General features: G+C 69.5%; 23 protein-coding genes. 14 read left to right on the top strand and 9 right to left on the bottom strand.

Annotated elements, in window-relative coordinates; translation table 11 throughout:
- Positions 1 to 51 precede the first annotated feature (51 nt).
- The 4 genes from lpdA to CGZ93_RS19755 all read left to right on the top strand — a co-directional run bounded on the left by lpdA (position 52) and on the right by CGZ93_RS19755 (position 5,474).
- Positions 52 to 1,434 (top strand): dihydrolipoyl dehydrogenase, encoded by a 1,383-nt coding sequence (gene lpdA / locus CGZ93_RS10040; protein WP_229117349.1) that lies wholly within the window; start codon positions 52 to 54, stop codon positions 1,432 to 1,434.
- A gap of 1 nt (position 1,435) precedes the next feature.
- The gene (locus CGZ93_RS10035) at positions 1,436 to 2,197 is read left to right on the top strand and encodes a GNAT family N-acetyltransferase (protein ID WP_094364006.1); all 762 of its coding nucleotides are present in this window, start codon (positions 1,436 to 1,438) and stop codon (positions 2,195 to 2,197) included.
- Positions 2,198 to 2,284: 87 nt separating this feature from the next.
- The gene (gene sucB / locus CGZ93_RS10030) at positions 2,285 to 4,282 is read left to right on the top strand and encodes a 2-oxoglutarate dehydrogenase, E2 component, dihydrolipoamide succinyltransferase (protein ID WP_094364005.1); all 1,998 of its coding nucleotides are present in this window, start codon (positions 2,285 to 2,287) and stop codon (positions 4,280 to 4,282) included.
- Between the two features lie 118 nt (positions 4,283 to 4,400).
- The gene (locus tag CGZ93_RS19755; RefSeq protein WP_094364004.1) at positions 4,401 to 5,474 is read left to right on the top strand and encodes a DUF2207 family protein; all 1,074 of its coding nucleotides are present in this window, start codon (positions 4,401 to 4,403) and stop codon (positions 5,472 to 5,474) included.
- 89 nt (positions 5,475 to 5,563) lie between these two features.
- On the opposite strand, the gene CGZ93_RS10020 is transcribed toward CGZ93_RS19755, so the two are convergent.
- Together CGZ93_RS10020 and CGZ93_RS10015 are read right to left on the bottom strand one after the other, a co-directional pair.
- Positions 5,564 to 6,187 (bottom strand): hypothetical protein, encoded by a 624-nt coding sequence (locus tag CGZ93_RS10020; protein WP_094364003.1) that lies wholly within the window; start codon positions 6,185 to 6,187, stop codon positions 5,564 to 5,566.
- A complete protein-coding gene (locus CGZ93_RS10015; protein ID WP_229117348.1) occupies positions 6,187 to 6,453 on the bottom strand; it encodes an LLM class oxidoreductase in 267 nt (88 codons plus the stop codon). Before CGZ93_RS10015 ends, CGZ93_RS10020 begins: the two co-directional genes overlap by 1 nt.
- 148 nt (positions 6,454 to 6,601) lie before the next feature.
- Here CGZ93_RS10015 and CGZ93_RS10010 point away from each other — a divergent pair, with 148 nt between their 5' ends.
- Both CGZ93_RS10010 and lipB read left to right on the top strand, forming a co-directional pair.
- Positions 6,602 to 8,239 (top strand): DHA2 family efflux MFS transporter permease subunit, encoded by a 1,638-nt coding sequence (locus tag CGZ93_RS10010; protein WP_229117347.1) that lies wholly within the window; start codon positions 6,602 to 6,604, stop codon positions 8,237 to 8,239.
- A gap of 19 nt (positions 8,240 to 8,258) precedes the next feature.
- The gene (gene lipB / locus CGZ93_RS10005; RefSeq protein ID WP_094364002.1) at positions 8,259 to 8,948 is read left to right on the top strand and encodes a lipoyl(octanoyl) transferase LipB; all 690 of its coding nucleotides are present in this window, start codon (positions 8,259 to 8,261) and stop codon (positions 8,946 to 8,948) included.
- Here lipB and ngg read toward each other — a convergent pair.
- A complete protein-coding gene (gene ngg, locus CGZ93_RS10000) occupies positions 8,938 to 10,611 on the bottom strand; it encodes an N-acetylglutaminylglutamine synthetase (protein WP_229117346.1) in 1,674 nt (557 codons plus the stop codon). The two genes, lipB and ngg, sit on opposite strands and share 11 nt — an antisense overlap.
- Positions 10,608 to 12,404 carry an N-acetylglutaminylglutamine amidotransferase gene (locus CGZ93_RS09995; protein WP_094364000.1) on the bottom strand — a complete coding sequence of 599 codons (1,797 nt, stop codon included), beginning with the start codon at positions 12,402 to 12,404 and terminating at the stop codon, positions 10,608 to 10,610. Before CGZ93_RS09995 ends, ngg begins: the two co-directional genes overlap by 4 nt.
- Before the next feature lie 117 nt (positions 12,405 to 12,521).
- Between CGZ93_RS09995 and CGZ93_RS09990 the strand changes: the two genes are divergently transcribed.
- Genes CGZ93_RS09990 through CGZ93_RS09975 form a run of 4 tightly spaced genes read left to right on the top strand, consistent with a single transcriptional unit; the run spans position 12,522 to position 16,093 of the window.
- Entirely contained in the window at positions 12,522 to 13,496 is a 975-nt protein-coding gene (locus CGZ93_RS09990; protein ID WP_094363999.1) for an ABC transporter ATP-binding protein, read from the top strand.
- Positions 13,493 to 14,296 carry a hypothetical protein gene (locus tag CGZ93_RS09985; RefSeq protein WP_094363998.1) on the top strand — a complete coding sequence of 268 codons (804 nt, stop codon included), beginning with the start codon at positions 13,493 to 13,495 and terminating at the stop codon, positions 14,294 to 14,296. Before CGZ93_RS09990 ends, CGZ93_RS09985 begins: the two co-directional genes overlap by 4 nt.
- Positions 14,297 to 14,318: 22 nt before the next feature.
- Positions 14,319 to 15,272: a lipoyl synthase gene (gene lipA, locus CGZ93_RS09980; protein ID WP_094363997.1), complete on the top strand. Its 954-nt coding sequence runs from the start codon at positions 14,319 to 14,321 to the stop codon at positions 15,270 to 15,272.
- A 29-nt stretch (positions 15,273 to 15,301) separates the two neighbouring features.
- Complete coding sequence (locus CGZ93_RS09975) at positions 15,302 to 16,093, top strand: DUF4191 domain-containing protein (protein ID WP_094363996.1); 792 nt, start codon at positions 15,302 to 15,304, stop codon at positions 16,091 to 16,093.
- 35 nt (positions 16,094 to 16,128) lie between these two features.
- On the opposite strand, the gene CGZ93_RS09970 is transcribed toward CGZ93_RS09975, so the two are convergent.
- The gene (locus tag CGZ93_RS09970) at positions 16,129 to 16,545 is read right to left on the bottom strand and encodes a VOC family protein (protein ID WP_094363995.1); all 417 of its coding nucleotides are present in this window, start codon (positions 16,543 to 16,545) and stop codon (positions 16,129 to 16,131) included.
- 10 nt (positions 16,546 to 16,555) lie between these two features.
- Positions 16,556 to 16,993: a helix-turn-helix domain-containing protein gene (locus CGZ93_RS09965; RefSeq protein ID WP_229117345.1), complete on the bottom strand. Its 438-nt coding sequence runs from the start codon at positions 16,991 to 16,993 to the stop codon at positions 16,556 to 16,558.
- Positions 16,994 to 17,038: 45 nt separating this feature from the next.
- Here CGZ93_RS09965 and CGZ93_RS09960 point away from each other — a divergent pair, with 45 nt between their 5' ends.
- Positions 17,039 to 18,847, top strand: a complete 1,809-nt coding sequence (locus tag CGZ93_RS09960; RefSeq protein WP_094363994.1) for an ABC-F family ATP-binding cassette domain-containing protein — start codon at positions 17,039 to 17,041, stop codon at positions 18,845 to 18,847.
- Between the two features lies 1 nt (position 18,848).
- Here CGZ93_RS09960 and CGZ93_RS09955 read toward each other — a convergent pair whose 3' ends face one another.
- Positions 18,849 to 19,382, bottom strand: a complete 534-nt coding sequence (locus tag CGZ93_RS09955; protein WP_094363993.1) for a hypothetical protein — start codon at positions 19,380 to 19,382, stop codon at positions 18,849 to 18,851.
- Between the two features lie 78 nt (positions 19,383 to 19,460).
- Positions 19,461 to 19,892 carry an RDD family protein gene (locus tag CGZ93_RS09950; protein WP_094363992.1) on the bottom strand — a complete coding sequence of 144 codons (432 nt, stop codon included), beginning with the start codon at positions 19,890 to 19,892 and terminating at the stop codon, positions 19,461 to 19,463.
- Positions 19,893 to 19,930: 38 nt separating this feature from the next.
- Here CGZ93_RS09950 and CGZ93_RS09945 point away from each other — a divergent pair, with 38 nt between their 5' ends.
- From CGZ93_RS09945 to CGZ93_RS09935, 3 genes are all read left to right on the top strand, one after another.
- Positions 19,931 to 20,419 (top strand): GNAT family N-acetyltransferase, encoded by a 489-nt coding sequence (locus tag CGZ93_RS09945; protein ID WP_229117344.1) that lies wholly within the window; start codon positions 19,931 to 19,933, stop codon positions 20,417 to 20,419.
- Positions 20,420 to 20,727: 308 nt separating this feature from the next.
- On the top strand, positions 20,728 to 22,149 hold the full coding sequence (gene glnA, locus CGZ93_RS09940) for a type I glutamate--ammonia ligase (protein WP_094363991.1): 1,422 nt from the start codon (positions 20,728 to 20,730) through the stop codon (positions 22,147 to 22,149).
- Positions 22,150 to 22,463: 314 nt separating this feature from the next.
- Positions 22,464 to 23,354, top strand: a complete 891-nt coding sequence (locus tag CGZ93_RS09935) for an 8-oxoguanine DNA glycosylase OGG fold protein (RefSeq protein ID WP_094363990.1) — start codon at positions 22,464 to 22,466, stop codon at positions 23,352 to 23,354.
- A gap of 28 nt (positions 23,355 to 23,382) precedes the next feature.
- Here CGZ93_RS09935 and dnaE read toward each other — a convergent pair.
- A partial coding sequence (gene dnaE, locus CGZ93_RS09930) for a DNA polymerase III subunit alpha (protein ID WP_141211160.1) occupies positions 23,383 to 24,797 on the bottom strand: 1,415 nt, incomplete at its 5' end.

Raw genomic sequence — 24,797 nt, 5'->3', positions numbered from 1 at the left:
GAAGGGATGCCCCGGTCAGCGCCGCAGCCGCCCCCTGCCATGATGCGCAGCATGACTTCCACCCATGACGTCGTTGTTCTGGGTGCTGGCAGCGGCGGCTACGCGACCGCGCTGCGAGCCGCCCAACTTGGATTGACCGTGGCCCTTGTCGAGAAGGACAAGGTGGGCGGGACCTGCCTGCACCGCGGTTGCATCCCCACCAAGGCCTGGCTGCACGCCGCCGAGGTCGCCGACCAGACCCGGGAGAGTGCCGCCCTCGGCATACACGCCACCCTGGACCGGATCGACCCGGCCGGCGTCCGGGCGTACGCCGACGGCGTCGTCGATCGCCTCTACCGGGGCCTCGGCGGACTGGTGAAGGCCGACGGGATCGAGACGGTCACCGGCGAGGGTCGGCTGACCGACGAGGGGGTCCAGGTCGGCGACCGGCTGCTGTCGGGGCGCTGCACGGTGCTGGCCACCGGGTCGTTCGCCCGCACCCTGGGCCTGCCGATCGACGGGCAGCGGATCATCACCAGCGACCACGCGCTGCGCCTGGAGCAGCTGCCGGCCACCGCGATCGTGCTCGGCGGTGGCGTGATCGGCGTCGAGTTCGCCTCGGCGTGGCGGTCGCTGGGGGTCGAGGTGACCGTGGTCGAGGCGCTGGACCGGCTGGTTCCCGCCGAGGATCCGGAGGCGTCCAAGGCGCTCGCCCGCGCCTTCCGCAGGCGCGGCATCACCGCCGTCACCGGCACCCCGATGCAGTCCGCCGAGGTGACCGACGACGGCGTACGCCTGACCCTGGCCGACGGCGCCACGCACGAGGCCGAGGTGCTGCTGGTCGCGGTCGGCCGTGGCCCGGTCACCGAGGGCCTGGGTTTCGAGGAGGCGGGGGTACGCCTGGACCGCGGCTTCGTGGTGGTCGACGAGCGGCTGGCCACGAGCCGGGAGAACACCTGGGCGGTCGGCGATCTGGTGCCGGGGCTGCAGCTGGCGCATCGCGGGTTCGCGCACGGAATCTTCGTCGCCGAGGAGATCGCCCACCGCGCGCAGAAGCTGGACCGCGCCCCCACTCCGGTGCGGGACCGGGAGATCCCCAAGGTGACCTATTGCGAGCCCGAGATCGCCTCGGTCGGGCACTCCGAGGAGTCGGCGCGCCAGGCGTACGGCGAGGTGGAGAGCTACAGCTACAACCTGGCCGGCAACGGGCGCTCGCAGATCCTGAAGACCGCGGGTTTCGTGAAGGTGGTACGCCGCACCGACGGCCCGGTGGTCGGGATCACCATGGTCGGCTCCCGGGTCGGCGAACTGGTCGGCGAGGCGCAGCTGATCACCGCCTGGGAGGCGTACCCGGAGGAGGTCGCCGCCCTGGTGCACGCCCACCCGACCCAGAACGAGGCCCTCGGCGAGGCCCACCTGGCGCTGGCCGGCAAGCCGCTGCACGCCCACGGCTGACGTGCAGGAGCTGACCGACCACGCGGACCTGCTGGCGGCCACCGGCGACGACCCGTGGGTGCACTGGGCGGTCCCGGCCGAGGGGCTGCACGCGTGGGTGGAGCGTGGGGTGATCATGGTCCGCCGCGACGGTGAGCGGCGCGGCCTGTGGGTGACCCCGCGGTCCACCGCGACCGCAGCCGACGTGCGCGCCGCGCTGACCGCCGCGCGCACCCGCGGACTGCTCGAGCGGTTGGCCGCCCGCACCGTCTCGATCGACCAGCGCTGGGCCGAGACGGTGCACGCGGTGCTCACGCTCGGCCGGGGCGGGGACTGGGAGTGGCAGTGGACCCGGACCGAGCCCGCGGCGTACGCCGACCCGCCGGGTCTGCGCGGGGTGCGGTTGGACGACCGCCTCGACGCGGAAGAACTGAACGCGTTCGCCCGCTCGCACAACGACCGGGTGTGGAGCAACGCCGGGGACGGGCACATGGTGCACTGGATCGGCCTGCGCGACGCCGCCGGGGAACTGGTGGCGATCGGCGGCTCGGAACGCGAGGCGACCGGGGTCCCGCACCTCGGCGGGATCGTCACCCACCGCGCGCTCCGCGGCCGCGGGCTGGGACGGCTGATCTCGGCGCGGCTGACCCGATGGGCGCTCGCCGACAGCGGGGTGAGCACGCTCGGGATGTACAGCGACAACTCTCCCGCCCGGGTGGTCTATCAGCGACTGGGCTATCGGACCGCCCACGCCTGGCACTCGCGTTGGCTCACCGAGCCGTGACCGGACGGGGCCCTGCCACACTCGATCGGACGGGGCTAGGCTGGCCCCCAGCAACTGAACCTTGACCCAAGGAGCCTCGAACTCATCATGTCGACCTCTGTAACCCTCCCCGCCCTGGGCGAAAGCGTCACCGAAGGTACCGTCTCCCGCTGGCTGAAGCAGGTGGGTGACCGGGTCGAGGCCGACGAGGCCCTGCTGGAGGTGTCCACCGACAAGGTGGACACCGAGATCCCCAGCCCCACGGCCGGGGTGCTGCTCGAGATCAAGGTGCAGGAGGACGAGACCGTCGAGGTCGGCGCCGAGCTGTGCATCGTCGGTGACGAGAGCGAGGCCGACTCGGGCGACTCAGGCGCCTCCGACGACTCGCAGGGCGCCACGGCCGACGACTCGGCCGAGAAGAGCGACGATGCCGAGGAGGCCGAGTCGCAGGGTGCCGCCGAGGACGTGGACGCCGAGGAGGCCGAGGGCGAGGAGACCGCCGAGAAACCGCGCGAGGGTACGCCGGACGAGGTCGAGCAGGACGCCCCGAAGCCGAAGGCGAAGTCCGGTGGCGGCAAGGGCACCGAGGTCACCCTGCCCGCTCTGGGCGAGTCGGTCACCGAGGGCACCGTGTCGCGCTGGCTGAAGCAGGTCGGCGACTCCGTCGAGGTGGACGAGCCGCTGGTCGAGATCTCCACCGACAAGGTGGACACCGAGGTGCCGTCCCCGGTCGCCGGCACCGTGCAGGAGATCAAGGTCGAGGAGGACGAGACCGTCGAGGTCGGCGCCGTGCTCTGCGTGGTCGGCGACGGCGACGCGGGCGGTTCCGATGAGGCCGCCGAGGCGGACGCGGGCGAGTCGGGTGCGGACGAGGCGAAGGCCGAGAAGTCGCAGTCCCAGCCCGCCAGCGAACCGGCCGGGGAGGGCGCGAGCGAGGACGCGACCGACTCCGGGAACGGCGGTGACGCCCAGTCGGTCGAGGAGGTCGAGGATCAGACCGAGGCCGGTGACGAGGGCGGCCAGGATCCGGTCCCGGCCCCCGAACCGAACAAGTCCGAGTCCAAACAGGACGAGAAGCTCAAGCAGGACGAGAAGCCCAAACAGGACGAGAAGCAGGACGCCCCCGAGCAGGAGGAGAAACCCAAACAGGCGGCCCCCCGCGCCCAGGGTGACGACTCGGCGTACGTGACTCCGCTGGTCCGCAAGCTGGCCACCGAGCACGGGGTCGACCTGTCCGGGCTCAAGGGCACCGGCGTCGGCGGGCGGATCCGCAAGCAGGACGTGCTGGCCGCCGCCGAGGAGGCCAAGAAGGCCGCCGAGACGCCGGCAGCCGCTGCCGAGACCCCGTCCGCGCCGAGCCAGGCTCCGGCCGAGGCGTCCACCAAGCGCGGCACCACCGAGAAGCTGTCGCGGATGCGCCAGACGATTGCCAAGCGGATGGTGGAGTCGCTGCAGATCTCGGCCCAGCTGACCGCCACCGTCGAGGTGGACCTGACCGCGATCTCGCGGATCCGCGCGGCGGTCAAGGAGGAGTTCAAGGCGCGCAACGGTGCCTCGCTCTCCTATCTGCCGTTCATCACCAAGGCGGCTGTCGAGGCGCTGCAGCAGCACCCGAAGGTGAACGCCACCATCGACACCGAGGCCGGCACCTGCACCTATTCGGATGCCGAGCACGTGGGCATGGCGGTGGACACCGAGCGTGGCCTGATGGTGCCGGTGATCAAGGACGCCGGCGACCTCAACGTGGGTGGCCTGGCCAAGAAGATCGCCGACCTGGCCGGGCGTACCCGCAGCGGCAAGGTGACCCCGGACGACCTGACCGGCGGCACGTTCACGATCACCAACTACGGATCGGCGGGGACGCTGTTCGACACCCCGATCATCAACCAGCCGCAGGTGGCGATCCTGGGCACCGGCGCCCTGGTGAAGCGGCCGGTTGTGCTGACCCACAAGGAATTCGGCGAGACGATCGCGGTGCGCGACATGATGTACCTGTCGCTCACCTACGACCACCGTCTGGTCGACGGCGCCGACGCCGCCCGCTTCCTCAGCACGGTGAAGGAGCGTCTCGAGGACGGTGACTTCGGCGCCGAGTTCGGTCTCTGATCGTCTGATCGTCTGAAGCGACGGAGGGTCGGTACGCCTGGCGTACCGGCCCTCGTCACGTTCCCCGCACCCCGCGCATGCCACAGTCAGCGGTGAGCAACGCAACGAGGGAGCGCCCATGGAAATCCTGATCGTCTTCGTCCCCATCACGGTGGTCGCGATCCTGTTCATCTTCCTGGCGCGCGCACGGAACCCCGGCCCGTTGACCCCCGGCAAGCACGATCAGCTGTACGCCGGCGTGGCACCGGGTGTGATCCCAGCCAGGCCGGACGAGGCGCCCACCCGGCCCACCACGGCCGAGGACCGGACGGTCCCCATCGCAGTCCGATTCGAGCCACCACAGGGAGTGCTCCCCCACCAGGTGGGGATGCTGGCGCAGGCGAAGGTGGACAGCGGCGACATCGCGGCCTGCCTGGTGGGACTGACCGTCGCCCGCTGGATCAGCATCACCCAGCTCGAAGCACGGCCGGGATTCTTTGGCCGCACAAGGAAACCGGAGTGGCAGCTGGCGGTGGTGACCCCACCGCCGCCCGGGTTGGTCGGGTGGTTGGGCGAGGAGATCGTGATGCTTCTGCTGCAGCACGGGCCCAGCACCTTGGACGACCTGAAGCCGGCGCTGCGGCAGGCAATTCCTGCCTGGCGTGCGCGGTTGGCCGCCGAACCGGTGCACCGCACCTGGTATCCCCGGTTGAGCCTCGCGGGTACGCCGGGTGCGCTCGGCACGGGTGTGCGGCAGCGTTCAGCTCTCGGCGCGGCGCTGCGGTATCAGCTGGCCGGGTTCAAGCAGTTCCTCGAGACCGCCGACGGAGACCGGCTGCGGTTCGAGGAGGGGGCCGGGATCTTCAGCCGCTATCTGCCGTGGGCCATCGCGCTGGGGGTGACCACCCAGTGGGTCGCCGCGCTGCGTGAGGCCGCCGCCGGGCTCAGTGCGGCCGACGCCGCGGTGTGGAGCACCGATCTGGCCTGGTATGGCGACTTCGGGTTGGGCGGGATCGATCTGGGTGGCCTGGACGGGATCGGGGACGCCCTCGGCGACTTCTCGGCGGCCATGGACTCCTTCGCCGACGGCATCGGCGACCTCACCGACAGCATCTCCGGCGACATCTCCGACTCCGGCGGCGGTGGAGACAGCGGCGGCGGTGACGGAGGCGGCGGCGGCGGAGACGGCGGCGGTGGTGGCGGTGGCGACTAACGCTGACTGAGCCTGTCGAAGCCACCCGCCATAACGGTGGTTGAGCGAGCTTGCGAGAATGCCCAGGCCCGGTTGACGATCAGCCAGTGCTACCCGTCGCGGACGACGGTGGTCACTACGCGAGTGAGGCTGGGCAGTTCGGGGGTCGAGCTGAACCCGAAGCCCGGCGCCGGCGTGACCGGAGTGAGCGTGCCGAGCGGTGCGCCCTGCCAGCTGCCGCCCAGGTCGGTGACCGCGTGCTGGTCGAGCGCGCCGTAGTACTCCCGGCGCCCGTTTCCCGCGGTCCCGACCGTGCGTACCCCGGGAAACACCCGCCGAGCAATCGGATCGGCCAGCACGGCCACCGCCCGACTGCCGGCCAGCGGCGCGGGCAACGCGTGCAGCAGCCGGCCAACCGGCGTACGCCCGCCCACCTCGAAGCGGGCGCGCAGCGGTCCGGCGTCGACCGTCCAGTCCGCCCCCAGCTCCACGCGGCAGGTGACCACCTCATCGAAGCGATAGGTCTGGGCGACGTACGCCGCCACCTCCTCGGTGGGCGCCAGCAGCACCCGGTGCCCCGCGGCGTCGGCCACCATCACGTCGGTGAACGTGCCCAGCGGTGACCGCAGCCAGTCCCCGACGACCAGGCGTACGCCGCTGCTTGACCCGGCGCCCAGAATGCGCCCGTGAAACCGGTCGACGGTCCTACGCCGACGCGACGCGCCCCCGGCCATCAGAGCTTGCGCAACTTTTCCAGCAACGGCTTGGCCGCCTGCTCGAAGAAGGCGTCCTGGGAGTCGCCGCCCACCTGCACCAGGGCGACGTCGGTGAACCCGGCGTCCACGTAGGCCTTCATCGCTTCGCCGACCCGGTCCAGGTCGGGGCCGCACGGGATCGACTCGGCTACGTCCTCCGGGCGGACGAACTGGCTCGCTCCGGCCCGCACCAGTTCCTTGGGCCCGGCCTGTTCGGTCATCAGGGTGTAGCCGCAGTTCGTCATGCTGACTCCTCTGGATCGCACCGTTTTTGGACTTGTCCACTCTTGCACGGTGCCGTTCGGTCGCTCGCGGCACCCGCCCGATCAACCGAACGGCTGATCCCCCGGGCGTACGCCGTGAACTAGATTCGATCCGAATCGAGGTACCGCCGTGAACAACGCCACCGTCAACATCCCCGCCACCGCAACGACCGACCGTCGGCGCTGGATCGCGCTCTGGACGCTGGCCGCCGGGCTGGCGATGATCGTGCTGGACGGCACGATCGTCGGTGTCGCCCTGCCGACCATCATCAACGACCTGCGGCTGGACCTGACCGACGCCCAGTGGATCAACTCCTTGTACAACGTGGTATTCGCCGCGCTGCTGCTGACCATGGGCCGGGTCGGTGACCGGCTCGGGCGGCGTTCGCTGTTCCTCACCGGAATCGCCCTGTTCCTCATCGGTTCGGTGCTCGCCGCCCTCTCCGCTGGCGCGTCGGCGCTGATCCTCGCCCGCGTGGTGCAGGGTGTCGGCGGGGCGATGATCCTGCCCAGCACGCTGTCCACGGTCAACGCCACCTTCCGCGGCAAGGACCGTGCCGCCGCCTTCGGCGTCTGGGGTGCGGTGATGTCCGGCTCGGCGGCCCTGGGCCCGCTGCTCGGTGGCTGGCTCACCGAATCCTTTGCCTGGCAGTGGATATTCTGGGTCAACGTGCCGCTCGGCCTCGCGATCCTGGTGGCCGCCGTGCTGGTCGTGCCGCAGACCCACGGCGCCCCGGCCCGACGCGGGGTGGACGTGGACGGCCTGCTCACCTCCGGGATCGGCTTCGGCGCCCTGGTCTTCGCACTGATCGAGGGCAACCAACTGGGTTGGTGGTCCCCCAGGGAACCGCTGACCGTGTTCGGGGTGACCTGGCCGGCCACCGCACCGGTATCGGTGGTGCCGGTGGCAGCCCTGGTCGGAGTGATCTTCATCGGCCTGTTCGTGCTGTGGGAACGGCACCGCGCCCGGGTCCGCCGCGACGCACTGCTCGACCTCAGCCTGTTCCGCACCCCCACGTTCGCCTGGGGCAACCTGACCGCGGCCATGGTCGCCATCGGCGAGTTCGCCCTGGTGCTGATCCTGCCGCTGTACCTGGTCAACGCGCTCGGACTGGGTGTGCTGCACACCGGGCTGGTGCTGGCGGCGATGGCGCTGGGTGCGTTCTTCTCCGGGGCCGGCGCCCGCCACCTGGCCTGCCGCCTCGGTGCGCCGATGGTGGTCACCGTCGGGCTGCTGCTGGAACTGCTCGGGGTGGTCGGGGTATCGCTGACGGTGTGGCGACAGAGCCCGGCCTGGCTGCTCGCGTTGCCGCTGGTGGTCTACGGGATCGGGCTCGGGCTGGCGTCGGCCCAGCTCACCTCGACGGTGCTGCAAGACATACCGACCGAACAGTCGGGGGCGGGATCGGCGACCCAGTCGACGGTACGCCAGCTGGGCTCCGCGCTGGGCTCCGCGCTCGGCGGCACCGCGCTGGCGGTCACCCTGCACCAGGTGCTGCCGGGCCGGCTCGCCGCGGTCGGGCTGGACCCCGCACAGGTGGACGCCTTCACCCGCCAGATCACCGACTCCGCCGGCGGGATCCTGCACGCCGCACGCGCCGGCACCCTGCCCCTCGGTCCCAACGGACTCCGGGTGATCGACGCCATGACGGACGCGTTCGCCACCGCCTCGGCCTGGGCCACCGGCAGCGCGGCGGTCTTCCTGACGCTCGGTCTGCTCGGCTCCCTCGCGGTGCAGCGCGCCTCGGCACGAAGCCTCGGCCGCTGAGCGGGCGTACACTCGCCCCATGCCCGAATTCCGCTGGCTCGGCCGCGTCGACTACCGCGAGGCGTGGGAGTTGCAGCGCACCATCCATGCCGAGGTGGTCGCCGGGGACGCCCCCGACACCGTGCTGCTGCTCGAGCATCCCCCCGTCTACACCGCCGGTCGGCGGACCCAGCCCGAGCACCGACCCAACGACGGTACGCCGGTGGTGGACGTCGACCGCGGCGGGCTGATCACCTGGCACGGTCCCGGTCAGCTCGTCGGCTATCCGATCGTGAAACTTCCGGAGGACGTCGGCGTGGTCGACTACATCCGGCGCGTCGAGGAGGCGTTGATCCGCTACCTGGCCGACACCGGCATCGCCACCGGTCGGGTGGCCGGCAGGGCCGGGGTCTGGCTGCCGAGCGACGCCCACGGGCCCGAGCGCAAGATCGCCCAGATCGGCGTACGCGTGGCGCACAAGACGTCGATGCACGGATTCGCGCTCAACGTCGATCCGGACCTGACCTGGTTCGACCGGATCGTGCCGTGCGGGATCTCCGATGCCGGGGTGACCTCGATGGCGCGCGAGCTGCAGGCGGCCGACGGCGTACGCCAGGTCGCCGACGCGATCACCCCGCACCTGGCGGAACTTCTATCCTGGCAGCCTTTCGAGCGTACGCCCGACATCGAGCGCGCACCCGAGGGGATCAGCTACGGCCTCACCGTCTAGCGGCGCTGGCCGGGAACAGGTAGTCAAGGAACGCCTGCACCACCGGCTGCGGTTCATGGTTGGCCAGACCGGGCCGCTCGTTGGCCTCGATGAACACGTAGTCGTCGCCCTCCACCTCGGGCACCAGCAGGTCGATCCCCGAGACCGGGATCCCGATCGCCTGGGCGGCCGCGACGGCGGCCTCCTTGAGGGCCGGGGACACCTGGTCGGTGACGTCGTGGATGGTACCTCCGGTGTGCAGGTTGGCGGTCCGGCGGACCAGGATCCGCTCCCCCGCAGGCGGCACCTCATCGAGCTCCCACCCCTCCTCGCGGACGGTCACGGTGGTGAGCTCGTCGAGCGGGATCTTCGACTCCCCACCGGAGGCCCGCGACCGCCGCCGGCTGTGCACCTCGATCAGCTCGCGCACGCTGCGGTCGCCGGTGCCCACCACCTCGGCCGGCTTGCGTACCGCGGCCGCGACCACCTTGCCGTCGATCACCACCACCCGCAGGTCCTGGCCCTCGACGTGCTCCTCGATCAGCACCTCAGCGCCGGCTCCGCCGGCCCGGGACAACGCGGTGTCCAACTGCTCGCCGGTGGTCACCCGCACCGTGATCCCGGCACCCTGCTCGCCGCGCACCGGCTTGACCACGGCGGTCCCGATCTCGGCCAGGAACTCGTGGTCGGACTCGTCGAAGTCGGCCACCTTGCCCCGCGGCACCCGGATCCCCGCCTCGCCGACCACGGTCCGCGACACCCGCTTGTCGTCGCAGCGGCTCATCGCCACGGCACTGGTGTACTGCGACAGCGACTCGCGGGTGATCACCGTCCGCCCGCCATATTCCAGCTGCAGATAGCCGGTCGAGCCGTCCAGCACCGTGACCCGCACTCCGCGCCGCAGCGCCTCATCGGCGATGATCCGCGCGTAGGGATTCAAGGCGTTCAGGTCCTCGGGCGGACCCCCGGAGAACAACTGCTCGTTGATCGCGTTCTTGCGCTTCACGACCAGCTCGGGCACCTTGACGAAGCCCATCCGCTCATAGAGCTCGATCGCGCCGGCGTTGTCGTGCAGCACCGACAGGTCCATCCGGCGCAGCCCCCGCTCGGCGAAGTCGCGGACCAGCGCCCGGACCAGCGCCACCCCCACCCCGGGGATGCTGGCGTTCGGGTCGACCGCCAGGCACCACAGGCTGGAACCGGCCTCCGGGTCGCCGAAGAGCGACTGGTGGTCCACCCCAGTGACCGTGCCGATCACCCGGTCGTCGCTGGTGTCCACCGCCACCAGATAGTGCACCTGAGGGGTCTCGGTGAGGTGGCTGGCCATCCGGTCCAGGTCGGCGGTGACCATCTGGCAACGGCTGTAGATGGCGTTCATCTCGGCCAGGTCGGCCCGATCGCGGGCCGGCCGGATCTGCAACGCCGCCGAGGGTTCGGCGTACGCCTCCGCCGCGGTCAGGTCGAGCCGATAGGTCAGCGACGGGTCGATGAAGAACTCCTGCGGGTGCCGCGCGATGAACACGTGCGCGTCCGGCAGATAGACGCAGCAGTCGCGGCGCCCCGTCGCCTCGTCGCGCAGCAGTTCACCGAGCCGCTCGTGGTCGGTGAACGTGTTGCCGAACACCAGCCGGCCCCAGCCGAGGTCCTGGACGACGTCCTGGGCCTTCGGCGTACCCGCGCTCACCGGACGCCCCCGTCCAGGTGGTGCTGCAACCACAGCTCGAGCAGACCGATCTGCCACAGCTTGTTGCCGCGCAGCGGGGTGAGCTCCGCGTTGGGGTCGGCGAGCAGCGCCTCGACCGCCTCGCGGCGGAACAGCCCCCGCTCCCGGGCGGCGGCCGAGTTGAGCGCGTCGGTGACCAGCTCCAGTGGGCGCCCGGACAGGTGGGTCAGCGCCGGCACCGGGAAGTACCCCTTGGGCCGGTCGATCACCCCGGCCGGGATCACCCGGCGGGCCGCCTCCTTGAGCACCCCCTTGCCGTCGTACGCCGTCTTCAGCTCGGGCGGGCAGGTGGCGGCCAGCTCGACCAGTTCGTGGTCCAGGAACGGCACCCGGCCCTCCAGCCCCCACGCCATCGTCATGTTGTCCACCCGTTTCACCGGGTCGTCGACGAGCATCACCTGGGTGTCCAGCCGCAGCGCCCGGTCGGTGGCGGTGGCCGCCTTCGTCGCGAAGTGACCGCGGACGAAGTCCTCGGCGGCGTTCTCCGACACCTGCCACTCGGGGGCGATCAGCGCGTCCAGCCCGGCCCGGTCGCGGTCGAAGAACGCCCTCCGATACTGCTCGAACGCCGCCTCGACGTCCTGGTCGCCGGCCCGCGCCATCGGCGGATACCAGTGATAGCCCGCGAAGATCTCGTCCGCACCCTGCCCGGACTGCACCACCTTGACGTGCTTGGCGACCTCCTGGCTGAGCAGATAGAACGCGACGGCGTCGTGGCTGACCATCGGCTCGCTCATCGCGTCGATCGCCCCGGCCAGGGCGGGCACCATCCGGTCGGCGCCGATCCGGATCTGGTGGTGGTCGGTCTGGTAGTGATCGGCGATCAGGTCGCTGTACCTGAACTCGTCACCCTCCTGCCCACCGGCCGCCTCGAACCCGATCGAGAACGTCTTCAGCCCGTGCTGACCGGCCTCGGCGAGCAGGCCGGTGATCAGCGAGGAGTCCAGCCCACCGGACAGCAGGCAGCCGACCGGCACGTCGGCGACCAGCCGCCGCTCGACCGCGGTGCGCAGGGAGTCGAGGATCGCGTCCTCCCAGTCCCGTTCGCTCCAGTCGGCGCGGTCGGCGTGCCGGGTGAAGTCCGGCTCCCAGTAGGTGTTCTCGCGTACGCCGCCGTCCGGCTCGATCGTCATGATGGTCGCCGGTGAGACCCGGCGTACGCCGGTGAGGATGGTCCGCGGGGCGGGCACCACCGAGTGGAAGGACAGGTACTGCTGCAGCGCCACCGGGTCGACGGTGCTGTCGACCCCGCCGCCGGCGAGCAGGGCGGGGAGCGTGGACGCGAACCGGATCGCGCCGTCCACCTCGGCCCAGTAGAGCGGTTTGATGCCGAGCCGGTCGCGGACCAGGACCACCCGCTCGGAGTCCCGCTCGGCGATCGCGAACGCGAACATGCCCATCAGCCGGTCGACCACCGCAGCGCCCCATTCGGCGTACCCGCGGAGCACGACCTCGGTGTCGCTGTGCGAGGCGAACCGGTGCCCGCGCCCGATCAGCTCCTCGCGCAGCTGCTCGTAGTTGTAGATGCACCCGTTGAACACGATCGTCAGCCCGAGCACCGGGTCGTGGATCGGCTGGGTGCCCGAAGCGCTCAGGTCGATGATCGACAGTCGCCGGTGGCCCAACGCCACCCGGTTGTGCGACCACACCCCCTGGCCGTCGGGCCCGCGTGGGGCCAGCCTGTCCGCCATCGCGACGACCGAGGACACATCGGCACGTCGATTGAACGCGATCTCTCCCGCCAGCCCGCACATGTCGCCAGACCCTACCGGTCGGCCGGTCACGCCCGATGACGACCGCGTTTCCGCCAGATCACACGAAAACGCAGCCCACGGGAGAACCTCGGCGGCTCCGGGCCCGTCGGTACCTGCATGAACAACCTCCCACCGGCCGGCTGGGCCATCGAGATCGACGGGCTGGTCAAGCGGTACCGCTCGCGGGGCGGCACCGTCGCGGCCCTGGCCGGGCTGACCATGCGGGTCCCGAACCAAGGCGTACACGGTTTCCTCGGGCCCAACGGATCGGGCAAGTCGACGACGATCCGCGCCCTGCTCGGTCTGGTCCGGCCGAACGCTGGGCGGATGTGGCTGCTCGGGGAGCCGGTCCCGCAGCGGCTGCCCGGAGTGATCGGCCGGGTCGGCGCGATCGTCGAGCGGCCCCGGTTCTTTCCCGAGTTCGACGGGCACAAGAACCTGCGGCTGCTCGCCGACTCGATCGGGGCCCCGCGGACCCGGGTCGACGAGGCTTTGGAGCAGGTCGGGCTGACCCTGCGCGGCCGGGACCGCTATCACCACTATTCGCTCGGCATGAAGCAGCGGCTGGCGATCGCGGCGACCCTGCTCAAGGATCCGCAGCTGCTGATCTTCGATGAGCCGACCAACGGACTCGACCCGTCCGGGATCCGGGCGGTGCGCCAGACGGTACGCCGGCTCGCCGACCAGGGCCGCGCGGTGCTGGTGTCCAGCCACCTGATCGGTGAGCTGGAGCAGGTGGTCGACTCGGTCACCGTGATCCGCGCCGGCCGCACCATCGCCGAGGGGGCGCTGGGCGAGGTGCTCGGCAACCGGTTGTCCGGGATCTGGGTCCGCGTCGCCGAGCCGGAGCGTGCCGCGCGGGTGCTGCGCGATCACGGCTGGGCCGTTGCGGTACGCCCCCGCGGCCTGGAGGCGACCGGTGACTTCCCGGCGTACGCCATCACCCAGCAGCTGGCCGCCCACGACCTGTGGGTCGAGGAGCTGCACCCGATCAGGGTCTCACTGGAGGAACGGTTCCTGCAGCTCACCGCCGCCCCCGCGCCGACCATCGCGATCTCCGCAACGACCCACACCCATTGGAGTGCAGCATGAGCACCCTGATCCGCCCCGAACTGACCCGCTTCCTGACGCGCCGGGTGACCTGGGTGGGCACCGTTGTCACGGTGCTGATGATGATGATCGTGTCCGTGCTGCAGGTCGCCGAGGGCAGCCGCAGTTCGCTGAGCACCAACGGGATCGGCATGGTGATGGTGGGCACCATCTTCTGCTCGGCGCTCGGCTTCTTCAGCGCCGCCTCCTACATCGGCTCGGAACAGTCCTCGGGCGCGTTGGGCACCTGGTTGACGTTCAATCCGCGGCGGATGCGGGTGTACGCCGCCAAACTGCTCACCGTCACCGTGCCGACCGCGGCACTGACCCTGATCTCCACCCTGGCCGGGGTCGGCTGGGCGGTGCTCACCACCCGGCAGCGCAGCTCACGCGACGGGTTGGTGCTGGAACTGGTCGGGATGAGCCTGCGCGCGGTGCTGGTGGCGGCCGGATTCGCGGTGCTGGGATTCGTCATCGCCCTGATCGGACGGAGCACGCTGAGCGCTCTGGGTGTGCTGGTGGGTTACCTGGTGCTGGTGGTGCTGCACGCGTTCGCCGCGTCCGCGCTCAACTGGTACGACCGGGACTGGTTCGGCCTGGAGCGGATCGTCGGAGACTTCCTGATGGCCACCAGCCGCGCCAACTACACCACCACCGTTCCGACCCCGGGGGTGCGGCCCGGTCCGGTCGGGCCCTATTTCGACTATCCCACGATCTTCGCCACCGGGGCGATGTGGTTGGTCTTCCTCGCCGTGGCCGTGGTGATCGGGGGCCGCGTGTTCAGCCGACGCGACCTCGACTGAGGGTCCGGCGTACACTGTTTCGGTGACTGTTACCCCCGAAGGCCGCCGTCTGCTCCGGCTCGAGGTGCGCAACGCGCAGACCCCGATCGAGAAGAAGCCGAAGTGGATCAAGACCACGGCGAAGATGGGCCCGGAATACCGCGAGCTGCAACGGCTGGTGAAGGACGAGGGCCTGCACACGGTCTGCCAGGAGGCCGGGTGCCCCAACATCTTCGAGTGCTGGGAGGACCGTGAGGCCACCTTCCTGATCGGTGGCGACTCCTGCACCCGGCGCTGCGACTTCTGCCAGATCGAGTCGAAGAAGCCGGAGGCCTACGACACCGGGGAGCCGCTGCGGGTGGCCGAGAGCGTTCAGACGATGGGACTGCGGTACGCCACCATCACCGGCGTCTGCCGCGACGACCAGCCCGATCTGGGTGCGTGGCTGTATGCCGAGACGATCCGTCAGGTGCACGAGCTGAACCCCGGTGTCGGGGTCGAGATGCTGGCCCCGGACTTCAACGGCCGTCCCGAACTGCTGGGGCAACTGTTCGAGCAGCGCCCGGAGGTGTTCGCGCACAACGTGGAGACCGTGCCGCGGATCTTCAAGCGGATCCGGCCGGGTTTTCGCTACGAGCGCTCGCTGGACGTGCTCACCCAGTCCCGCGCCGCCGGGCTGGTCACCAAGTCGAACCTGATCCTCGGCATGGGCGAGACCCGCGAGGAGGTGTCGCAGGCGCTGCGTGACCTGCACGAGGCGGGTTGCGAGATCATCACCATCACCCAATATCTGCGCCCGACCCCGATGCACCACCCGATCGAGCGCTGGGTCACCCCCGACGAGTTCACCGAGCTGGGCGCCGAGGCTCGTGAGATCGGGTACGCCGGGGTGATGAGCGGACCGCTGGTGCGTTCGTCCTACCGGGCCGGTCGGCTCTATCGTGAGGCCCTGGACGCGCGCGGTCCCTCGACAGACCAGAACCGTCGTACCGCCTAGCACCAGCACCGACCGAGCAGAAAGAGACCATGGCCGAGAAGCAGAGCGCCAAGGAGTCGCAGGCCGCGGCGAAGGCCGACGCCAGGGCCGCGAAGGCCGCGGCCAGGGAGCGGCGCCGCACCACCACCGACCCCAACGAGATGGGTCGGATGCGCCAGATCTGGCAGGCGTACAAGCTGACCCACGAATATGACAAGCCGCTGCCGTGGCTGCTGCTCGGCGCCTTCCTGGTGCCGATCGCGCTGGCCGTGGTGGTGGCGATCCTGTTCGCCCAGGGGTCGGTCTTCTCCTGGATCATGTTCCTGCTCACCGGTGTGATGCTCGGGCTGCTGCTGGCACTGCTGCTGCTCACCAACCGGACCAAGAAGGCGACCTTCAAGCGTTATGCGGGCCAGGTCGGTTCGGCCGAGGTGGCGCTGCAGATGCTCGGCAACAAGTGGGTGCACGACCCGGTCATCGCGGCCACCAAGAACCAGGACGTGGTGCACCGGGCGGTCGGCCCGGGCGGCATCGTGCTCGTCTCCGAGGGTGACCCGAACCGGGCGAAGCAGCTGCTGGCACTCGAGCAGCGCAAGCACGAGAAGTTCATCTCCAACGTCGTCATCACCACCTTCCAGATGGGTGACAAGCAGGGCCAGATCCCGATCGCCAAGCTGGCCGACGCGGTGAAGAAGCTGCCCAAGACGCTGCAGCCGAACCAGGTCACCGACGTCCGCAACCGGCTCCGCGCGATCGACGCGGTACGCCCGAAGGTCCCGGTCCCCCGCGGCCCGGTGCCGACCAACATGAAGGGCGCCCGCAAGGGGATGCGCGGCCGCTGAGCCCCACGCCGAAATGATCCTTATTCAGCGGCGATTCACTGCCCGCCCCGCGCCGTCTGGGTGACCCGGATCTGGTTGCCGAACGGGTCGCGGATCGCCATGTCCGTGCCGTAGGGCTGTTCGGTCGGCTCCTGGGTGATCTCCGCGCCGGCGGCGACCAGTTGCCGGTGGGCAGCCCGCACATCGTCGGTGTGCAGGATCAGCCAGGTGGTGGCGCCCTTCTCGGTCAGCTCGATCACCTGAGCGGCGGTGGCGGGGTCGAGCGGAGGCGGCCCCGGCTTCTGCAGCAGCACCTCCCGCTCCGGCTGACCCGGCAGGTTCACGGTGAGCCAGCGCATCGGGCCGAGGTCGGCGTCGGTGTGCACCTCGAAGCCGAGCACCGTGGTGTAGAAGTCGAGGGCCTGGTCCTGGTCGGTGACGAACATGGGCGTGATCGCGATGTTGGTGAACATGGACACGACCCTAGGACGCCGACGCTTCCCCCGCTTCTCCGAAATCACCGACCTGGTCCGGCGGGCGTACCGGCCTGCCGGCGGCCATCAACCAGCACCCCGGGGCCGGCGGCAGCGGTCCCAGCGCACGGTGCACGGTCGGCGTACGCCCCAGCAGCCGGACGAAGGTTCGGCTGAAGGTGCCGAGCGAGGCGTACCCGACCTCGACGGCGATCTCGGTCACCGACCGGTCGGTGCTGCGCAGCAGCACGGCCGCCCGCTCGATGCGGCGCCGGTAGAGGTACTGGTGCGGGGTCTCGCCGAAGGTGCGCCGGAACTCCCGGATGTAGTGGTTCGGGGACAGGTGCGCCAGCCGCGCCAGCGAGGCCACCTCCAGCGCCTCGGCGAAGCGGCGGTCCATCACGTCACGGGTCCGCAGCAGCAACCGGGTCCTCGATTCGCGCGGCACACCGACACTGTAGGCCGGTCGGGCTCCCCACTAGACTGGTACGCCGTGCCACCAGCCAACTTCGTGAACGCCGAGAAGATCTCCAAGGTCTACGGCACCCGTACCATCCTCGACGAGGTGTCGGTGGGGTTGGGCCGTGGTGACGTGATCGGCGTGGTCGGCCGCAACGGCGACGGAAAGTCAACCCTGCTGGGGATTCTCACCGGACGGGTCGAGCCCGACTCCGGCCGGGTCACCCGCACCGGCAGCGTCTCGATCGGCAGCCTCGACCAGGTGGACGCCTACGCCCCCACCACCACCGTGCGCGAGGTGATCGTCGGCGGCCAGCCCGATCACGTGTGGGCCGCCGACTCCTATTCCCGGGCGGTGGTCGAACACCTGCTCGCCGAGATCGACCTGGACGCCGAGCTGGGCCGGCTGTCCGGCGGCGAGCGGCGGCGTACCGCGCTGGTCGCGGTGATGCTCGGCGAGCACGACCTGCTGGTGCTCGACGAGCCGACCAACCACCTCGACGTGGAGGCCGTCGCCTGGCTGGCCGAACACCTCAACACCCTGCAGCAGCGCGCCGTGGCGATGCTGGTGGTCTCCCACGACCGCTGGTTCCTGGACGCCATCTGCACCCGGATCTGGGAGGTGCACGACGGGGTCGTGGACGCCTACGACGGAGGCTATGCGGCGTACACGCTCGCGCGGGCCGAACGCGCCCGCCAGGCCGCCGCCAACGAGGCCCGCCGACAGAACCTGGTCCGCAAGGAGCTCGCCTGGCTGCGTCGTGGCGCGCCCGCGCGCACCTCGAAACCGAAGTTCCGGATCGACGCCGCCAACGAGCTGATCGCCGACGTCCCGCCGCCGCGCGACCGGCTCGCCCTGCAACGGTTCGCGGTGACCCGCCTCGGCAAGGACGTGTTCGACCTGACCAGGGTGAGCTGTGCGCTGCCCGACGGGCGGGTGCTGTTCGACGGGCTCGACTGGTCGATCGGGCCGGGTGACCGGATCGGCCTGGTCGGGGTGAACGGCGCCGGCAAGACCACCCTGCTCCGGCTGCTCACCGGCCAGCTCTCCCCCGATGCCGGGAAGGTGAAGCAGGGGCAGACGCTGCGCATCGGACACCTCACCCAGGCGGTCGCCGAGCTGGACGACTCCGACCGGGTGCTGGAGAACGTGAATCGGCTGAAGGCCGAGACGAAGCTGGCCACCGGCCGGGAGGCGACGGCCTCGCAGCTGCTGGAGGAGTTCGGGTTCACCGGCAACAAGCTGGTCACCCGGATCGGTGACCTGTCCGGTGGCGAGCGGCGCCGGCTGCAGCTGCTGCGGCTGCTGATGGCCGAGCCCAACGTGCTGCTGCTCGACGAGCCCACCAACGACCTCGACATCGACACCCTGACCGTGGTCGAGGACTACCTCGACTCGTGGCCGGGCACGCTGATCGTGGTCTCCCACGACCGGTATTTCCTGGAGCGGGTCACCGACGTGACGTACGCCCTGATGGGCGACGGGCGCTGTGTGCTGCTGCCGGGCGGCGTCGAGCAATATCTGGAGCATCGGCGCACCCGCGACGCCGGCACGGCGAAGTCGGCGGCCGTCGGCGCCTCGGCCCCGGCCTCTGAACCTGTCGAAGGGACCCGGCCCGGTCCGAGCCCCGCCCAGGTGCGCCAGGCCAAGAAGGACCTGGCCCGGATCGAGCAGCAGCTGGAAAAGCTGGCCGCCCGGGTGGAGCGGGTGCACGCCGAGATGGCGGAGTCCGCCGCCGACCACGTACGCCTGACCGAGCTGCAGCAGACCGAGACCGAGCTCACCGCCCAGCACGACGAGCTCGAGGCGGCCTGGCTGGAGGCCGCAGAGATCGTCGGCTGAGTCAGCGGGTGCACTTGGCGGAGATCAGCTGCTCCGAGGTGGTGCGCTGACGGTCGCCGGTGATCAGCCGCGGCGGCATGGGTGCGTCGCTGGTCGGCAGGTCCGCCACCCCGAACACGGCCACGGCCGACGGGTACGCCTGCTCGGCGAGCCATCCGCCGCGCTCGCCGGCGTTGTGCGCGATCAGCAGCCCGCGGACGGGGAGCGGTTGGTTGCGGATCAGCTCGAATCCCGATGCCGGGCGGCCCACCTCGTGCACGGTGACCGGGTCGCTGGACTGGCCGTGGGCGGCGTACAACTCCTGGCCGGCTCGGCCGTCATAGGACGCGATGCGCGGTTGCTCCCGCCGCTCTCCCAGGCACCAGGCCGTGACGAGCACGATGCGGCCGTCGCTGCGTTTGGCGACCCCGACCACGCTGCGGCCCTGGCCGTCGTCGGCGACACGTCGGGTCGCGGCCGATCCGGGGGCAGCGCATCCCGCGACCAGCAGGACCATCAGGCTGGCCGCGATCCAGAGCAGGGCTGCGCGGGGCACGGCTTCAGTCTCTCAAATGTCCACGCAGCGCGTCGGCGCCGGAAAGCGGCAATTTCCGCTTGTCCGCTGGGAAACCGTTCAGCGTCGGTTGACCACCACGGTGCCGCAGGCCAGGTCGTGCAGGCCGCGGCGGTGGGCGCCGATCACCAGCGCGGGCAGGCCCAGGCAGACCAGCAGCGCGCGGCCGGCGGCACGCAGCAGACCGAGCGGTTCGTGGTCGAGTCGGACCACCGCGATCCGGGTGATCAGCTGGCCGACGGTACCGCCGACGAAGGCGGTGAGCAGTGCGGACATCACGAAGAACAGCCCTAGCGTGGTGAAGGAGCGCCAGCTGCCGCCGCGCAGGGCCAGCGGCCCGAACAGGGCCCACGCGGCGATCGTGCAGACGGCCCAGTCGAGCACGATCGCGGTGATCCGGGCGCGCCAGGAGGCCAGCGAACCGCGGCCGGTCTCCGGCAGACCGAGTTGCTCGCCGGGCCACGCTTCGACGGCTTCGGTCTGTCCACTCACCCGCCCGACCCTACCCGGGTCTCGATAGGGTCGGCCACGTGACAGTGGAAGTGCGAGCGGCCGAACCGGTCGAGTATGCCGCGGTCGGCGAGCTGTGCGTGCAGGCGTACCAGCCCAGCGGGATGCCCCCGGAACAGGAGTACTGGCGGATGCTGCGCGATGTCGCCGGGCGCGCGGCTGGATCCGAGGTGTGGGTGGCGGTCGACGCCGACGGTTCACTGCTCGGGACGGTCACTTGGTGCGGTCCCGGATCCCCGCACCGCCAGATCAGCCGCGACGGCGAGGCGGAGTTCCGGATGCTCGCGGTGGCGCCGGCGGCCCAGGGGCGCGGGGTCGGTGGGCTGCTGCTGGCTGCTGTGCTCGATCGCGCCCGGGCCGACGGCTGCTCGGCGGTGGTGCTGTGCAGTGCTGGGTGGATGACCGCCGCCCACCGGATGTACGCCCGGGCCGGCTTTCGGCGTACCCCAGAACTCGACTGGACCCCGGCACCTGGAATCCACCTGCAGAGCTTCCGCCTCGCCCTGTGACGCGAGGCTGGCCCGCACAATTCCTTGATCATTGACGGTGGCGCCCCACTCGCCTGCGGAAACAGGCAGGCCCTCTCCCGAGAGACCGGAGTTGTGCGGGCTAACCATCCGGTAACCCCGTCCGCAGCACACTCCACCACAGCTCGGAGCCCCCGTGCGCTGCTCAGCCCGACCACAGGAGGGGGGTCCACGGGGGGCGGAGCCCCCCGTGCGTGCTGTTACATGCCTGAAACACTGGTGCAAACCGGCAGAAATGACGCCCCTCTAAGTTGAGGTCCTGTCAGCAACATTCCCGATGGAGGAAACCAATGTTCCAAGGTGCCGAAGACCTTCAGAAGTATCTGAAGGATGAGTCGGTCGAGATGGTCGACGTACGCTTCTGCGACCTGCCCGGCGTGATGCAGCACTTCACCGTTCCGGCGAAGGCGTTCGACGACTCCGTGTTCGAGGACGGCCTGTCGTTCGACGGCTCCTCGGTGCGCGGTTTCCAAAAGATCCACGAGTCGGACATGTCGCTGCTGCCCGACCCGACGACGGCGTACATCGACCCGTTCCGCAAGTCCAAGACGTTGTGCGTGAACTTCTTCGTGCACGATCCGTTGACCAAGGAGCCCTACAGCCGCGACCCGCGCAACATCGCGCGCAAGGCGCAGGCGTACCTGCAGTCGACCGGCGTCGGTGACACGGCCTACTTCGCCCCCGAGGCGGAGTTCTACGTGTTCGACTCGGTCCGCTTCGAGACCAAGCAGAACGCCGGCTACTACCACATCGACTCCGAGGCCGGCGCCTGGAACACGGGGCGTGACGAGGAGGGCGGCAACCGCGGTTACAAGGTGAAGTACAAGGGCGGCTACTTCCCCGTCGCGCCGACCGACCACTTCGGCGACCTGCGCGACGAAATCGTTCTGCACATGGAAAACCTCGGTCTCGAGGTGGAGCGCGCGCACCACGAGGTGGGTACCGCCGGTCAGGCCGAGATCAACTGGCGCTTCGACGAGCTGCTCAAGTCTGCCGACGACGTGATGAAGTTCAAGTACATCGTCAAGAACACCGCGTGGGCCAACGGGAAGACCGCCACCTTCATGCCCAAGCCGATCTTCGGTGACAACGGTTCAGGCATGCACGTGCACTCCTCGATCTGGAACGACGGCTCGCCGCTGTTCTATGACGAGAACGGTTATGGCGGGCTGTCCGACCTGGCCCGCTGGTACATCGGCGGCCTGCTCAAGCACGCGCCGTCCCTGCTGGCGTTCACCAATCCGACGGTGAACTCCTACCACCGCCTGGTGCCGGGCTTCGAGGCGCCGGTCAACCTGGTTTACAGCCAGCGGAACCGCTCGGCGTGCATCCGGATCCCGCTGACCGGTTCGAACCCGAAGGCCAAGCGCGTCGAGTTCCGCTGCCCCGACCCGAGCTCGAACCCCTACCTGGCGTTCTCGGCGATGCTGCTCGCCGGCCTGGACGGTATCGAGAACCGGATCGAGCCGCCGGAGCCGGTCGACAAGGACCTCTATGAGCTGCCCCCGGACGAGCACGCCGACATCGACCAGGTGCCGGCCTCGCTGGACAAGGTGCTGGACACCCTTGAGGCCGACCACGAGTACCTGCTCGCCGGCGACGTGTTCACCGAAGACCTGATCGAGAACTGGATCGACATCAAGCGCGAGGACATCACCGCCCTGCGCCTGCGGCCGCACCCGCACGAGTTCGAGATGTACTACGACATGTGATGTGCGGCGTCCTCGCTGGCTGAGCGAGCGGAGCGAGTCGTAGCCACAACGGGCCGTCACCTCATCAGGTGGCGGCCCGTTGCCGTTGGTTTAGGAGTGCAACAAGAAAGTGCAGCAGTCCGTTCGCGACGTCTGAAACCAATCCCCCTGGTTTTCCCAGGCAACTATCGGTTCTCCTGAATGCTCTTGTGCCCACTCTCCTGGCGGCCTGCAGTTCCCTTACGTCGTGTCTGCTGCCTCATCCAGTGACCAGGGATGTGGTCTCCGTGGAAGTGCCCTCAAGGCGTCCGCTTGGCTGAGTTACAGTCACTCGCATGAAGCAAACCGCAGACGAACTTGTCGCCGCGATCCGTTCCCACTCGGAATTGCCGGCCCGGGACGAGACGGTCCGGACGCAGCAAGAATATTTCTACCCCAGCACTTGGAGGGCCCACTGGCCCCAGTGCCTACCGGTACCGCCCACCCTCGCGGACGTCCAACCCGGCACTCACAAGAAGCGTACTGTCACCCGTGAAGACATCTTCACCCGCGCCAACTCGGTCGAGACGGAACTCGACGCCCTCGACCTGTATGTCTTGATGTGCGGGTGGGGTGCTGGATGGCAGGGCCTTACCGGGTGGCGCAGCCGCAGGCCCTTGGCTATGCCCGGTGTCGCTTCCGCGCTCCTCCGCTCCCACAGTGAGATCCGCAACGGGGCGGACCCCGTCAAGGCCTACCAGCGACTTCTCAACGGAGAGAACCGCATCAAGTACTTCGGCCCCGCCTTCTTCACCAAGTGGCTCTACTTCTCCGGCTACGAGAGCGCACCCGCCTCTGGCCTGCGTCCACTCATCCTCGACTCCCGGGTAGCAGCGACCCTCGGTTGGCCGAGCTACGGGTGGGCGAGCGAGCAGTACGGCCAATACCTCCGGCTTGCCCACGAAGCGGCCGTCCGTCTCGACTCCACACCTCATGCCGTGGAGCACGCACTCTATATTCTTAGAGGCAACCAAGTGGTCGGTGCCGACGAGCCCGACTCCACGACAATCACCATCCCCGACCTACCCGATCATGTGCTCGCTGCGCTGAGACAGCTGGCCGACTCCAGGGGCCAAGTTCTTGAGGAGCTCGTTCAGGACCTTCTCGCCGAGGCTGTCCACCGGCCCTTGGATGACCCCGAGGATGGCCACCGGGGAACTCCGGCTCCCGGTTCGAGCGACACCTGACCGAAACACTAACGCATGGGGTGGACTGCTAGGTCAATTCTGGAGCGTCTCGCATTCGTTCAGCGGCCATGTATTCGGTGGGGTAGTTGGCTTTCAGGTACGCCGTCCAGTAGGACACCAGACCGTACGCCGCGGTGTGCGCCTTGTTGAAGGCGTAGTGGGAGAACAGCAACAACGCATCCCACAGCGCCTTCACCGACTCCTTGGGGAAACCGTTGGCGATCATCCCGGCCTCGAAGTTCACGAACTCGGCGTCCAGCACCTCGCGCTTCTTCTTGCCCATCGCCCGGCGCAGCAGGTCGGCGCTGCCGAGGGTGTAGCCGGCGAGCTGCTGGGCAATCGTCATCACCTGCTCCTGATAGACCAACAACCCATGGGTTTCGCGCAGAATCGGCTCCAGGGCGGCACTCACCTCGAGGTGCCGCCATTGCGCAAACTGCGGACCGAACGGAATCCGTTCCTTCTTCCCGTGCTTGCGCAACGCGAACTCGATGTGTGCGTTGGCGCGAATCGAGCCGGGGCGATACAGCGCCAACGCGGCTGAGATGTCCCCGAGGCTGTCCGGCCCCAGCAGCCGGAGCAGGTCACGCATTCCGGGTTCCGCGAGTCCGAAGACTCCGATGGTGTCGCCACGGCTCAGCAACTGGTAGGTCCGACGATCGGTTGGGTTCCTTCCCAGCGCGTCCAGATCGACCGTGACACCCTGGGTCGTCTCGATCGTGCGCAGTGCGTCGTCGATGATCCGCAGATTGCGCACACCCAAGAAGTCGAACTTAACCAGGCCCAGGGTTCCGCAGGTCGGATAGTCGAACTGGGTGATGATCGCCCCGTCGGATTGCCGTGCCATCATCGGCACGATGTCGATCAGTGGCGTGTTGGCCAGCACGAGCCCGGACGCGTGCACGCCCCACTGCCGCTTGAGGTTCTCGATTCCGGCGGCTGTGGCCACGACGTGCTTGACCTCGGGGTCGGAGTCACACAGCGCCCGGAACTCCTTGCCCAGCTGGAACTGTCGCGACTCCTTGTCAAACAGGCTCCGCAGGGGAACGTCCCGACCGAAGACCGTCGGCGGCATCGTTTCGGTGATCCGGTCGCCGAGCTCCTTCGGTTTGTCCAGGATGCTGATGGCCTCCTTGACGGCCTGTTTGGCCTTGATCGTGCCGTAGGTGACGATCATCGCCACCTTGTCGGAGCCGTACTTCTCGGTGACATACCGGATCACCTCGGGACGGCGGCGGTCGTCGAAATCGACGTCGAAGTCCGGCATCGACTTGCGCTCCGGATTCAGGAACCGCTCAAAGATCAGCCCGTGCGGAATCGGGTCCAGATCGGTGATCTTCATCGCGTACGCACACATCGACCCCGCACCCGAACCACGCCCCGGACCCACCCGGATCCCGTTCTCCTTCGCCCACCGGATGAAGTCCGACACCACCAGGAAAT

Origin of the sequence: Enemella dayhoffiae (assembly GCF_002250625.1) — a bacterium.
In the GTDB taxonomy this organism is placed as follows: Bacteria; Actinomycetota; Actinomycetes; order Propionibacteriales; family Propionibacteriaceae; genus Enemella; species Enemella dayhoffiae.
Note: the sequence above shows the minus strand (reverse complement) of the source record. Positions and strands in the feature narration are given on the sequence as shown.

What these genes read in the sequence shown, in the direction of transcription:
- lpdA (WP_229117349.1), top strand. Translation starts at nt 52, where the DNA reads ATGACTTCCACCCATGACGTCGTTGTTCTGGGTGCTGGCAGCGGCGGC.
- sucB (WP_094364005.1), top strand. Translation starts at nt 2,285, where the DNA reads ATGTCGACCTCTGTAACCCTCCCCGCCCTGGGCGAAAGCGTCACCGAA.
- CGZ93_RS19755 (WP_094364004.1), top strand. Translation starts at nt 4,401, where the DNA reads ATGGAAATCCTGATCGTCTTCGTCCCCATCACGGTGGTCGCGATCCTG.
- CGZ93_RS10020 (WP_094364003.1), bottom strand. Translation starts at nt 6,187, where the DNA reads ATGGCCGGGGGCGCGTCGCGTCGGCGTAGGACCGTCGACCGGTTTCAC.
- CGZ93_RS10015 (WP_229117348.1), bottom strand. Translation starts at nt 6,453, where the DNA reads ATGACGAACTGCGGCTACACCCTGATGACCGAACAGGCCGGGCCCAAG.
- lipB (WP_094364002.1), top strand. Translation starts at nt 8,259, where the DNA reads ATGCCCGAATTCCGCTGGCTCGGCCGCGTCGACTACCGCGAGGCGTGG.
- CGZ93_RS09995 (WP_094364000.1), bottom strand. Translation starts at nt 12,404, where the DNA reads ATGTGCGGGCTGGCGGGAGAGATCGCGTTCAATCGACGTGCCGATGTG.
- CGZ93_RS09990 (WP_094363999.1), top strand. Translation starts at nt 12,522, where the DNA reads ATGAACAACCTCCCACCGGCCGGCTGGGCCATCGAGATCGACGGGCTG.
- CGZ93_RS09985 (WP_094363998.1), top strand. Translation starts at nt 13,493, where the DNA reads ATGAGCACCCTGATCCGCCCCGAACTGACCCGCTTCCTGACGCGCCGG.
- CGZ93_RS09975 (WP_094363996.1), top strand. Translation starts at nt 15,302, where the DNA reads ATGGCCGAGAAGCAGAGCGCCAAGGAGTCGCAGGCCGCGGCGAAGGCC.
- CGZ93_RS09970 (WP_094363995.1), bottom strand. Translation starts at nt 16,545, where the DNA reads ATGTTCACCAACATCGCGATCACGCCCATGTTCGTCACCGACCAGGAC.
- glnA (WP_094363991.1), top strand. Translation starts at nt 20,728, where the DNA reads ATGTTCCAAGGTGCCGAAGACCTTCAGAAGTATCTGAAGGATGAGTCG.
- CGZ93_RS09935 (WP_094363990.1), top strand. Translation starts at nt 22,464, where the DNA reads ATGAAGCAAACCGCAGACGAACTTGTCGCCGCGATCCGTTCCCACTCG.